The organism is Paenibacillus sp. Y5S-9 (assembly GCF_036894235.1).
Taxonomy (GTDB): domain Bacteria; phylum Bacillota; class Bacilli; order Paenibacillales; family Paenibacillaceae; genus Paenibacillus.
On sequence record NZ_CP145887.1, the window covers coordinates 3,675,292 to 3,688,605 of the forward strand.

Genomic DNA, 13,314 nt, shown 5'->3' on the forward strand with positions numbered 1-13,314 from the left:
CATGCCCCTACGTACGATTTTTTTTGTTTTAGTTTCCACTATGATGATGTCATGAGGTTGTCCGAACAAGAGAACCTGAGTTTCAGATTAGAAGGGAGCTATCCATATACATGGCTAAATTTTTGTATCGATTAGGTGAATGGGCTGTAGCCAAGAAAAAAGGAGTAATCACAGGAGGGCTTGTCATCCTGCTGCTGTTGGCAGCAATCGGCATGGGGCTGGGAACCTCCTTTACCGGAGAGATGACGATTCCCGGAACAAAGTCCGAACAGGCGGCTGATGTATTGAAGCAGGAATTCCCGTCATCAGATGACGGTGGACAGCTTCGAATGGTATTTAAATCGGAGAAGGGCACGCTTGAATCCGATGCCACCCAAAAAGCAATTCTCGCAGCGCTGAAAGAGGTTACGTCCGATTCCTCTGTAAAAGCCGTTGTTAACCCCTATGATGGGGGAGCGATCAGTGCAAGCAAAGAGATTGGTTATGCGGATATTACATATACGCAGCCAGCCGCAGATGTAAGTGAGACGTCCAAAGAGCATATCCTTGATGTTGTCAATACGCTACGTGGTAAGGGTGTTCAAACCGAACTTGCAGGAAGCGTAGCCTTTTCAGAGATTGAAATTGGCGGCGTGTCCGAGGTGATTGGTATCCTGATTGCATTTGTGATTCTGGCGTTCACCTTTACGTCTTTCCTTGCCGCAGGACTTCCCATTTTGACTGCGGTTGTTGGGCTTGGCATAGGAATCATGATTATCATCATCGGCTCCAACACAGTATCGATGGCTTCATTCTCGATTACGCTGGCTGTTATGCTGGCACTTGCGGTAGGGATCGATTACGCCTTGTTCATTATGTCCAGATATCGGCAGCAATTGGCCGCAGGTTATGATCGGACTACCGCTATTGCACAAGCTAATGCAACCGCAGGCAGCTCCGTTGTATTTGCAGGCTTAACCGTTATTATCGCCCTCGTAGGGCTGTCCGTTGTACAGATTCCATTCATCACCATGATGGGACTCGCTGCGGCAATCAGTGTACTGGTCGCTGTATTGATCGCTATTATATTTACCCCGGCGCTGCTGGCAGCAGCAGGAGATCGCATCCATCCTGCTCGTGAGAACAAATGGCTGCGCAAGTGGTCTGGTCGCAAAAAATCTGCCGAAGCAGAAAATCGTTGGGGCAAAATGGTTACTCGCAAGCCATGGCTCACAACCATTCTGTGTATTGCGATTCTGGCGGTGTGTACCGTTCCATTCACACATATGCAGCTTGGCCTACCCGATAATGGTCTGAAATCCAAAGAAACGACAGAACGCCGAGGTTATGATCTGCTTTCCGAAGGTTTCGGCAAAGGATTTAACGGTCCGCTCATCGTCGTTGCCAAGGCTGCAAACAGTGAGGAGGGACAGGCAGACATTACAAAGGCAACCACATTCATCAGCAAACTTCCGGATGTAGCCTCTGTAGCTCCGCAGATCCCAAGTCCTTCAGGTGCTACGGCGATTATTACGGTGTTACCCAAATCAGGACCGAATGATATTAAAACAACCGAACTTGTTCAAACGATTCGTGATCAGGCAGAGCAGGTCCTCAAGGATCATGATGTCGAGATCATGGTTACAGGTGGAACGGCCGTTAATATCGATATTTCAGAGAAGTTGTCCGAAGCTTTACCAAAGTTTGCTTTGTTGATTGTTGGTCTTGCTTTTGTTCTGCTCATGCTTGTATTCCGTTCCATTCTCGTTCCCATCAAAGCTGTAGCCGGATTTTTGTTCACTCTGGGTGCAACGCTCGGCTTTATTGTCTGGGTCATACAGGATGGCTATCTGGGAAGTTTCTTCGGAATCCCTGAGCCAGGACCTGTACTAAGCTTCCTGCCAATTTTGGTTACAGGTATTCTGTTTGGTCTGGCAATGGACTATGAGGTATTTCTCGTGAGCCGGATGCGTGAGGATTATACGCACACCGGAGATGCTGTGAAATCGGTAAGAAGCGGTATAACCCATAGCGGTCCTGTAGTCACGGCTGCCGGATTGATTATGATCGCAGTATTTGCCAGCTTTATTTTTGCAGGGGATACAATTATCAAATCGATGGGACTTGCGCTGGCGTTTGGTATCCTTGTTGATGCATTTATCGTAAGAATGACCCTTGTTCCAGCGCTGATGACACTCATGGGTCGGAGTGCATGGTATTTGCCAAAATGGTTGGATCGTTTGTTACCTAACATTGATATTGAGGGAGAATCTGTGATGAAAGAGGCGCAAGGACATCACTCATCCAATACCTCGAGTAATGACAACAAATAAAACGTGGTTTGCTTCTCATATATCATAAAACACGTTGAGCAGGAGGAGTCCAATGGCTAATGTTCGCATTTTCACAGACAGTATCTCTGATATACCCAAGGAATGGGTAGAAAAGTATGATATCGGGATTATTCCACTATATATCGTTTTCCAGCAAAAATCGTATTTGGATAGGATCGAAATCACTCCACAAGAGATGTATAACATGGTCGAATTATATGAAGAGCTGCCCAAAACGGCGGCTCCTCCACCGGCAGATTTTATGAAGGCTTTCAGCCCGGTCATTGAAAATGGAGAAGATATACTATGCATCAGTATGTCCTCTCACCTTTCATCTACGTATCAGAATGCATGTAGTGCGGCCAGAGAGTTCCCCCCGGGCAGAGTAACAGTGGTGGATTCTCTCAATGTATCGGCAGGCACCGCAATGCATGTACTGCTTGCAGTGCAGATGGCTAGGGAAGGGAAGAGCGCACTAACCATCGCTCAGGCTTTGGAAGCAGTACGTCATGAGGTACAACTAAATGTGCTTGTGGATAATTTGGATTATTTGCATCGGGGAGGAAGAGTCAGCAGCATTCAGCATATGCTGGGCAGCTTGCTGAGAATTCGACCGGGCTTGTATGTTCGAGATGGACTGGTTCATGCCGGAGTCAAATACAGAGGCAGCAAGGACAAAGTCGTGAACAAGTTGTTAGATGACATGTTGAGTCAGATCCACCGTATTGATCACGCGCAGGTCATTATCGCCCAAACATTAGAGGAAGAGAAGGCGGAGTGGGTCCGCAACTTCATCCAGGAACAAACCTCCATTCAACATGTGCACATCATCGAAGGAGGTTGCTCTATCTGCTCTCACAGCGGTCCTCATAGCATAGCTATCAGTTATATCTTAAAATCGGAGCCACTGTTCAGGGCTTGAGATGATCCAAAAATATGTTCTTTAGGATATTAAATTGCTCGGCTTCGTCCACTTTTGTTTGAAAGGCTTCAATGCCATGGAGCATCGCTGTTTTTTTGGAGAAGTTGCCAAAGACATTAATCATCGTGTTGATCGTTTCAACCACATTGGCGTCGTTACGAACAGATCCATCCTTTTGACCAAGCTCAGCCAGCTCTGCACAAAGCATAATAATCTGTTGGTAGTTAGAATGATACATCTCGATATCCTCCAACGGGGACTTGGACATTGCGACGTAACACTCAAACGCTTCTATTAATTTGGAGCTTCGCTGGCTTTCCACCTGCTGGAAAAAAATAAGCGAGTCAAAAAGGCGGCCAAGCTTGTCGTAGCAGGTGCCTTCACCTCTGATAATATCGGAGAATACCAGCACCTCAGACTGAACAATATCTGATGCTACGGCAACAATAAGCTGCTCTTTCCGCGGAAAGTAGCGGAAGATTGTTGCCACCCCCAGGATTGCCTCGTCCGCAATATCCTGCATGGTCGCTTGCTCGAAGCCTTTATTCAGAAACGCAATTTTAGCTGCTTCAATTATAGCTGCTCGTCTTCTTGTTTTGAGGTCACTTCGCTCTTGTTGAAGCCGTTGACGGGGTTCTATTGTAAAAACCTCCTTGTTGGAATGAACTCAAACTATGCTATCAAACTAGACTCTTTTCTGTCAACGCAAGGATTCATTCTGCCAATTGGCGATCGAAAAATTACTATTAAGCCAAACAATGCCTCTGCCTTCACTCGAAGTGATGATCAGAGGCATTGTTCTATTATACAGTGTTTTCTTTACCCTACGATTTTGCGAGCGACCATTTTAATCGCACACGCATGCCCCCAAGGGGACTCTGTTCAAACTGAAGACCCGAATGGGTAGCATCATGAATACGTAGACGCTCTGCAATGTTCCAAAGCGCGCATCCCATCGTGTCCACAGGTGGCTCGGCTATTCTTGCCTTAAGTGCGTTAATTTCTTCCTCCGTCATGCCTTTCCCGTCATCATCAACCACAATACAAATCCCTTGTTCCGTACGCTCAACGGAGACTTGGATGGAACCAGAATCACGCTTGGTTTCTATGCCGTGGATAATACTGTTCTCTACCAAAGGCTGAATGAGTAGTTTGGGAATCGGGACAGATCTTAGCTCGTCCGGTAGCTCGATCTGATAAGAGAGACGGTCCATGCGTAAGCTCTGTATCTCAAGGTAATTACGGACGATGCCCAACTCTTTTTCCAAATGGGTCATCGGCTCATCAAGGCGTGTGGTGTACCTGAAATATTCGGCCAGATTCTGAGTCATCGCAGTAACCGCTTCCTCATTGCCCAATCTTGTCATATTATTAATGAAAAAGAGACAATTATATAAAAAGTGAGGATTAATCTGAGCTTGTAGTTGTTTCAGCACCGCTTCACGAGCGACGATTTTTTCCTTGTATACCTTTTCAATCAAATCCTCAATCTGTCCGGCCATGTCGTTGAATTGACCATATAAGTAATCAAATTCATTACCGCTCTGTCGTTGAATCCGATAAGAGAAGTCGCCGTGCTTCAAAAGACGAACACCTTTTAATAGAGCAAGTATGGGAATCTGTACCTTGCGGAAAAGAACAACAATAATCGTGACACCCGCCATAAACAGCATGACACAGGCAGAGTAAAACCAGAATTGAGTCATTCGTATAGGCTGCAATGCTTTATCAAGTGGCATAAAATCAATTAAATACCAGCCGATCTGATGAGAGTACACATAATTGACAATGTACTGGGCTCCGTTAACCGAAACGGTTTTTGTACCGGAGGATGGTTGTAGATGACCGGTTAGCTCTTTCATGATAAGAGGGGTAATGGGATTGGCCTCTTTGCGAGTAATCAACTGCTCGTTAGGGTTATAAAATAACGTCTCATTCTCGCCCTGATGTGAGTTCTCAACCATATCCTCCAGATTGCTACGCGGGAACTCCAACCGAATTATGATCTGTGGACTGACCTTGTATTTATAATATTTAGCTGTAGCTGCATCATAGTTCCAACCTGATTTCAGTGAATTTACAGAGGGAGTCTTCATATTTAACTCCGAAGCAATGATCCATTGATTCAACAGAACCGAGTAGACCGATATTTTGTTATTCCATCCCTCGGACAGACTTTGCAGATTAACTCTCGCAGCAACATTTTGAATCAACTGTACCTGTTCAAAGGAACTCATCACGTCAATGGATCGCAGCAGGGCAATAGAATTGTCCGTTTCCATGGAGATGGATAACATATTCAGCCGATTTATGCTCTGATCAAGTGAGTTAACAACAAACTGCACGCGATTGAGATTGTTTGTTTCGATATCCTTTTGAACGGTATCCAGACTGGATTGAACCGAGAAGGTATACATGACCAGGACGGCGACAAGCATAATCAGCGTAATGGTCACCATGTTTATAAAGGTCCTGTATTTCTTTTGCAACCCTCAACGCCTCCTGCCAATGATGTAAATTCACCTTATTGTAGGCTGGCATTGGATGAAATACAAGTGATTTGGAATGTAATATAGATGAAGGTTAAGAATGAATTATCCAATGTTGGAAAAGCGTTATTTCGACTGTACAACTGGCACGATATGATGAAGATGAATTAGAAGAAGGAGCGCATTTCGCATGAGCTGTAGCAAAATATACCTGTCTCTTTCTGTTGCTTGTTTGATTCTGTTTACCGCCGCATGTAGTGGTAAAGCACAGGAGCCCGAGTCTGTAAAAACAGGTGTGATCGTAACAACGGTCAAAATGAATGATCCAACCACGATCTACAAAAATGGCCAAACCGCCGCAGATAATGTCCATATCCGTTGGGCCAGAGAAACACTTGGCGTGGATATTCGGACCAAATGGAGTGCTCCTGTCGATGACTACGATATGAAGCTTCGATTAATGCTCTCTGCCGACAATACGTTACCTGATGTGTTCTCATCCAATGTCATGGACACGGTCAATGGATTTATGATCTCAGGCAAACTGTTGGACGCTGGACAAGCCTTTGATCGATATGCTTCATCCACCTGGAAAGCGGCTATGGCTGAAGTGCCAGAGGCATGGAAGCCCTTTGAGATTGACGGGAAACGGATGGCGATTCCGATCATTACGGAGCAAGCCACGCAGTCCGTACTCTGGATTCGCAAGGATTGGCTAGATCATCTGAACCTGAAGGCACCAAGCAATCTCGACGAACTGGAAACGGTAATGAAAGCCTTTACGATTGATGATCCAGACGCTAATGGCATACAGGATACCTACGGTATTGATTTTGCAATCAAGGACCAGTATCTGGCCTCGCCTACAGGAGACATATCCTGGGTATTTGGTGCGTATGGAGCGATTCCAAGTATATGGAGCAAGAATGCACAGGGCAAGCTCGTGTACGGAAGTATCCAGCCTCAGATCAAAAGCGCGCTGGCAAAACTGCAAGACTGGAAGAAAAAAGGATATGTGGGCAATAACATAGCTCTGCAAGACTTCAATCAGGTCAATAAAAATATCATTGATGGCAAAGTTGGCATGGTTGCTGGTCCACGCTGGTTTGGAGATTATCCGCTGCAACAACTTAATGAAAAGGATCCGAAGGCTGAGTTTGTACCTTATCCGATTCCTGCAGGAATGGACGGAACCACAGCGAGATTCAAAGGAAACTCTTACAGCGGGGCCATAATGATCAGCGCTGACATTTCTGAAGAAGCCCTGCAAGCTTTTTTCAAGTATCAGAACTATCTGTATGAGGCCACCGTGACGGATAATCCGTTGTATCTGAGTGCGTATCAGAATGGATATGATTATGTGCTGAACCCGGATGGTTCAGTGGATAGTGACAGCCGCGATATTCCCGGGGGGAAAGTGATAACGTTCAAATATACCCTCATGGGACAATATGCGAGTTACCCTTCCCGATTTAGAGCAGCTCTTCTGAGAATGGGCAAGGGAGAAGAGCTCAGCTCGCATGATCGCGCCATTTTGTTCAGTATGGGAATTGACCCTAAGGATGAGAAGCAGTATCCCATTATGAAGGCAAACGTTGTAGAGACAAGGCAGCGGCAGATTGATCGAGTCAATCTGTTTCAGGGGCCCCCGACAAAAACAATGCAAGCTCGAAACACTTATTTGCAAAAAATGGAACTAGACACCTTCAACTCCATTATTTATGGAGAGGAGCCACTCACCATTTTTGATGAGTTTGTGAAAAAATGGATGGATTCAGGTGGAAAGCAGATCACGAAAGAAGTGAATGAATGGTACCAATCGGCACAGACTCAGCCTTAAAACAGGATGGTTAAACGTTCCGAAAGGTAATCGACAGCGGGAGGTTTCATCGATGAACATTACTCATATGAAAACAAATCACATCACTAATCCGCTCGGTTTTGCGGTAATCAAGCCAACCTTTTCGTATACCGTTACGGATACGACAGCAACAACGCAGATCGCCGCACAGGTAGAAATTTCACTAAATGAATCCTTTACAGAGCTTGTATTTGATAGCGGAATAACAGAGGATATGGATTCGCTCGCGTATTCGCCGGATCTGGAATTGGCTGCACGGACACGTTACTTCTGGAGAGTTCGAGTATGGAATGAGCTTGGAGAAAAGGCGACCAGTGAAGCGGCTTGGTTTGAAACAGCGAAGCAAGATGAGCCATGGACGGCAAAGTGGATTACACCTGAGATGGAACCGACGATTCATCCTGTCCTCCAAAAAACGTTCGAAGTCAAAGGTCCCATCGCCAAAGCACGTGCGTACATCTGTGGTTTGGGCGTATACGAGTTGGAGCTAAACGGAGTCAAGGCTGGGGATGAATACTTGGCACCGCATTATAATGCCTATCACAAATGGCTTCAGTATCAAACCTACGATATTACAGACCTACTGCAAGAAGGGGCCAACGCGATAGATGTTCGTTTGGGGAATGGCTGGTATAAGGGACGATTTGGTTTTGAAGGAGATACCACTGCCAATTTATATGGTGATCATTTTGCATTGCTGTCCGAGCTGGTGATTACGTATACGGATGGAACAGAAGACGTTGTTCCGTCCGATCTGTCCTGGCATGCCATCCGCTCGAATGTCTTGGACGGAAATATCTATGACGGAGAAATCTATGATGCCACGCTGGAAGCGAACGAGACTTTCACCGTTCGGGAAAGTGATCTGGGCTATGAGCGCCTGCAAGCAAGAAAAAGTCTCCCGGTCGTGATCAAGGAAACCTTAAAGCCGATCGAAATTTTAACCACGCCTGCTGGCGAAACGGTCATTGATATGGGCCAAAATATGGTAGGCTGGCTACAATTCCGTACTACGGCATCAAGCGGAACGGTCATTCATCTGCAATATGGCGAAGTGTTGCAGGAAGGTAATTTCTACCGGGAGAACCTTCGCTCGGCTAAGGCGGAGTATATCTATACAGCAAACGGTGAAGAAGCTATTGTTCGTCCGTATTTCACATTTTACGGATTCCGATATGTTAAGGTTGAAGGCTGGGCAGGCGAACTGGATCTAAATGACTTTACAGGCTGTGTGGTTTACTCGGATATGGAGCGCACGGGATATCTGGAAACTAGTCATGCTGGCGTGAATCGTTTGTTCGAAAATGCACTATGGGGGCAAAAGGGAAACTTCCTAGATACCCCTACCGATTGTCCACAGCGCGATGAGCGCATGGGCTGGACAGGGGATGCACAGGTATTCTCCGGTACAGCAAATTATAATATGGACACGTATGCCTTTTTTAACAAGTATGGATATGATCTGTGGATGGAACAGGAGGATCGGAACGGTATGGTTCCGATGGTCATTCCGGTTGGACGTGTGCAGGGCGGAGGGTCCAGCGCCTGGGGAGATGCGGCAACCATTATTCCTTGGAATACGTACCTGCATTCCGGGGACCAGTCCATTCTGGAGCAGCAGTTTGACAGCATGAAGGCATGGGTAGATTATATCAAGCATTCAGATGACGAATCCGGTGGTACACGTTTGTGGACGGTAGGTTTTCACTTTGGTGACTGGCTCGCGCTAGATGGGGATGATCCGAACTCTCCGATGGGGGGAACAGATAATTACTTTATTGCCTCAGCCTACTATGCCTATTCTTCAGATATCGTAGCCAAGGCTGCCAAGGTACTTGGTCATCATGATCTTGCCGCATCCTATGAGCAGTTGGCGCAAGAGGTTAGAGCTGCAATTCTGAAGGAATACTTTACTGCAAATGGACGTCTGGCAGTAGATACACAGACCGCATACGCTGTAGCGTTGTATATGGATCTCGTTCCTGAACAACATAAGGCACGGACTACAGAGGCTATTCGCTTGCGTGTACGAAAAGATCAAAATCATCTGAGAACCGGCTTTGTAGGTACGCCTTATTTAAACCGAGTGCTGTCAGCGCATGGCAGCAATGATATCGCCTATACACTTCTGCTCAATGATGATTATCCAAGCTGGTTATATGCGGTCAATATGGGAGCAACAACAATCTGGGAGCGTTGGAACTCCATTTTGCCAGATGGTACAATCAGTGAAAATGGTATGAACTCGCTCAATCACTATGCCTACGGTGCCGTTGTTGAATGGATGTATCGTCATATGGCGGGGATCAGTCCAGTAGAGGATCGGCCTGGCTTCCGCCATGCACTGCTGGCACCGATGCCTGATTTCAGAATCCAGTGGACCAAAGCCCGCATTGACACCACAGCAGGAACTTATCGCAGTGAATGGAAATTTGACGAAGCAGGCAGGCTGTATTTAAGCTTCTCTGTTCCGTTTAATGCAACAGCAACGATCAAGCTGCCACGTGCCGTGGTTGATCAGGTGATGATAAACGGAATTACACTTTCGGATGCAGGTCTGACTGTTGTTCAGGGTGAAGATGAAGTGATCATCGAAGTGGTGAGTGGCACGTATGATTTCAGCTATGTACCGTCTGTTCCTTACAAACAAACGTTAAGTACGCGAACCCCGCTGAATGTGCTGCTTCGTAATGACGAAAGTCGCAGCATGCTGAACGAGCTTTCACCGATGCTTGCTTCGCTGGACCCGGGAACAATTGGCCCGATGGGGGAAGCAAGCCTGCGTGAGCTATCCAGCTATCCTTCGTTCAGTACGCCAGAGGAAGAACTCGACCAGCTCGATCTCAAGCTGGAGACCATTCAACTCGTTTAGAATAAATCATTGTTGGTTGATACGAAAACGAAACACAATGACGTTTCTTTAAATACAAATCATCTCATCCCGATGCACACAAGTTGATCTTGTGTGCATCTTTGATTAGCAGAAAATGAGTAATTTATCAAAATTTGAAAGCGAATTGGTGAAATGATAGAATCTATATTGTATTGATATCCACTCTATCATTTAGGAGGCGTTATGATGTTTACAAACGAGAGCAAAAACGATCCCCAGTCCAAGGTTGATTTTATGGATAGAACGTTTATTCAAAATCCGTTCCCGGTATATGAACAGTTGCGTACAGAAGATCCGGTTCACCGTTTTCTTCTGCCGAGCGGTCACTTTGCCTGGTTAGTGTCTGGCTACGATGATGCTTCTGCCATTTTGCAGGACAACAAACGCTTTGTAACCAACTCTCCGTACATGGGAGAAGCTGACGGCTCAGTCCCAACGCATCAGGAGATTATCTCTCGCAACTTGCTTAGTGTGACGCCAGAGGACCATCGTCGGTTGAGAAGGTTGATCCAGAAGGCCTTTACACCACGTATGATTGAACGTCTCCGAGGTCGCATCCATGAAATTAGTGAAGATTTGCTTGATGGTGTACTCGCCACAGGTAAAAGAGAAATGAATCTGATCGAGGACTACGCCTTTCCTCTGCCAATCATTGTAATCTGTGAGATGTTAGGGGTTCCTCACGAGGATCAAGAGCAGTTCCGTGAATGGTCCAATACAATTATGGAAGGTTTCAATAACCCAGAAATGAGTGAACAGAGTGATCAAGTCATGCGTGCCTTTGTCGAATATTTGCAGAAGCTCATTGCAGAACGAAGACAATCTCTTCAGGAGGACCTGATTAGTGACCTCATCAATGTAGAAGAGGAAGGGGACGTATTGTCCGAACAGGAGTTGTATGCCCTTGTTTTTGTCCTCATCATTGCAGGGCATGAAACCACTGTAAATCTGATTGGCAACGGTATACTGGCCTTGCTCGAAAATCCGGAGCAGAAGCGTTTGCTGCTGGAGAAGCCAGACATGATTGGACCCACTATTGAAGAGATCTTGCGATATAACGGGCCTGCTGAGGTGAGTAATATTCGCTGGGCTACAGAGGATGTCGAATTCGGGGGCAAGCATATCCGTAAGGGGGACATGCTCTTTGTTTCCTTTTCCTCAGCCAACCGGGATGAGAATCAGTTCGCTGACCCGGATGCGTTTGATATCACACGGAAGGTCAATCATCATATTGCCTTTGGTAAAGGTGTTCATTTTTGTCTTGGAGCCCCGCTCGCCAGACTTGAAGGAGAGATCGCTATTAACGCATTGCTTCGTAAAATTCCGGATATTCAATTTAAGACACAGCCTGATTCACTGGAATGGCGTCCAGGCATGATTATTCGCGGACTGTACGATTTTCCGGTTTCCTTTTAATCCAATTACAATAATTCGTTATAAGACAGGATAGCCTTACTTAACCGCGATTTCGCGGTTTTTTCTTTGTCTTTGACTGCAATGGGCTTGAATTACGCTACACGATCTTTGCATCGCGTTATAGTCGATCGTCTCACTTGAAATCTACAATAGAAGTATCCTTTTAGCCCTGCCAATCCACTGAGTTAAGGAGACAGATTTTAAATGAACATACAATCGGTTACCCTGAGCAATACAAACGTCACATTGACCGCCTACCTGCTGGATTCTTCACCCGAGATGCCAAATATTAAACAGCGGCCAGCGGTACTTGTGCTTCCAGGTGGAGGGTATAGAGCTTGTTCTGATCGAGAGGCTGAGCCCGTTGCCATGGGTTTTCTGGCTGAAGGTTACCAGGTCTTCATTCTGCGATATTCGCTCAATCAGCATGCTGTATTTCCGAAACCATTGAACGATGCGGAGGAAGCGTTGACTCTCATACGGGCCAACAGTGCGGACTGGAGCATTGATCCTCAAAAAATAGCGGTATGCGGCTTCTCCGCAGGGGGCCATCTTGCTGCAGCGTTGGGGACGATGGGTTCCACTCGGCCTAATGCGATGATTCTTGGTTATCCTTGTATTCTGGAGGAGATGAGTGCTATTTTCCCTGCGCCCGTTCCAGGCGTTGATCAGGAGGTGGACGAGCTTACACCACCAGCGTTCCTATTCCATACGTTTGACGACAGACGTGTACCTGTACAGAATTCCCTTTCGTTTGCCGATGCGCTTAACCGCAAGAATATTCCATTTGAAATGCATATTTTCCCTACAGGTACCCATGGGCTGTCCCTTGCCCGTCCACTAACATCCTCGGGTCTCCAGAGTATGGTTGAACCTGCCGTTGCCCAATGGTTTGGTCTATGTACACGGTGGGTCAGCAGTGTGTTTGGCGAATTTCCCTCTTCTATTGATCCTGTTCTCGATGAAGAGGTCCACGAGTACAGTCTCGATGTGAAGCTGGGTCATTTATGGAACAACGATCAATGTAAAAAGCTGATTCTTGCCGCTATCCCTGAAATCGGGGAAACTCCACATCCTGATGCGATGGGAGTGCCACTTCGTACGATTTTGAGTTATGGCGGGGACCTGTTGACTGAGGAAGAGCAGAAGCAGCTTAACGACGGGCTAAAGACTATTTCAGTGATAAAACCTGAAGGCAACACAGCAGAAGCAGGATGACCCTTTAACCATTTTCGGATTCGTTCCAAATCTATTAAAACGACGAATTGCAAAAATCGACATGGAATGATAGTATTTATACCAATATAATAGTTAAACTATCAAAAAGAGAATCTGGAGGAAACAACTATGACAACTTACAATGATAACATTAAAATTTCGGAACTATTGAATAATGATGAAGCAACAGCATTGCTTACCAA

Annotated in this window: 8 protein-coding genes; 6 read left to right on the plus strand and 2 right to left on the minus strand. The window is 46.1% G+C overall.

Going from position 1 to position 13,314, the window contains the following annotated elements; translation table 11 throughout:
* Positions 1-110: 110 nt before the first annotated feature.
* Positions 111-2,312 (plus strand): MMPL family transporter, encoded by a 2,202-nt coding sequence (locus tag V6669_RS16210; protein ID WP_338586917.1) that lies wholly within the window; start codon positions 111-113, stop codon positions 2,310-2,312.
* A 52-nt stretch (positions 2,313-2,364) separates the two neighbouring features.
* The gene (locus V6669_RS16215) at positions 2,365-3,234 is read left to right on the plus strand and encodes a DegV family protein (protein WP_338586919.1); all 870 of its coding nucleotides are present in this window, start codon (positions 2,365-2,367) and stop codon (positions 3,232-3,234) included.
* Here the strand turns inward: V6669_RS16215 and V6669_RS16220 are convergent.
* Both V6669_RS16220 and V6669_RS16225 read right to left on the minus strand, forming a co-directional pair.
* Positions 3,224-3,874 (minus strand): helix-turn-helix domain-containing protein, encoded by a 651-nt coding sequence (locus V6669_RS16220; protein ID WP_338594971.1) that lies wholly within the window; start codon positions 3,872-3,874, stop codon positions 3,224-3,226. The two genes, V6669_RS16215 and V6669_RS16220, sit on opposite strands and share 11 nt — an antisense overlap.
* Positions 3,875-4,058: 184 nt before the next feature.
* A complete protein-coding gene (locus V6669_RS16225) occupies positions 4,059-5,723 on the minus strand; it encodes a sensor histidine kinase (protein ID WP_338586920.1) in 1,665 nt (554 codons plus the stop codon).
* Between the two features lie 190 nt (positions 5,724-5,913).
* On the opposite strand from V6669_RS16225, the gene V6669_RS16230 reads away from it, so the two are divergent.
* The 4 genes from V6669_RS16230 to V6669_RS16245 all read left to right on the plus strand — a co-directional run bounded on the left by V6669_RS16230 (position 5,914) and on the right by V6669_RS16245 (position 13,111).
* A complete protein-coding gene (locus V6669_RS16230) occupies positions 5,914-7,563 on the plus strand; it encodes a hypothetical protein (RefSeq protein WP_338586921.1) in 1,650 nt (549 codons plus the stop codon).
* 52 nt (positions 7,564-7,615) lie between these two features.
* The gene (locus tag V6669_RS16235) at positions 7,616-10,456 is read left to right on the plus strand and encodes a family 78 glycoside hydrolase catalytic domain (RefSeq protein WP_338586922.1); all 2,841 of its coding nucleotides are present in this window, start codon (positions 7,616-7,618) and stop codon (positions 10,454-10,456) included.
* A 204-nt stretch (positions 10,457-10,660) separates the two neighbouring features.
* On the plus strand, positions 10,661-11,893 hold the full coding sequence (locus V6669_RS16240; protein ID WP_338586924.1) for a cytochrome P450: 1,233 nt from the start codon (positions 10,661-10,663) through the stop codon (positions 11,891-11,893).
* A gap of 204 nt (positions 11,894-12,097) precedes the next feature.
* A complete protein-coding gene (locus tag V6669_RS16245) occupies positions 12,098-13,111 on the plus strand; it encodes an alpha/beta hydrolase (protein WP_338586926.1) in 1,014 nt (337 codons plus the stop codon).
* Positions 13,112-13,314 lie beyond the last annotated feature (203 nt).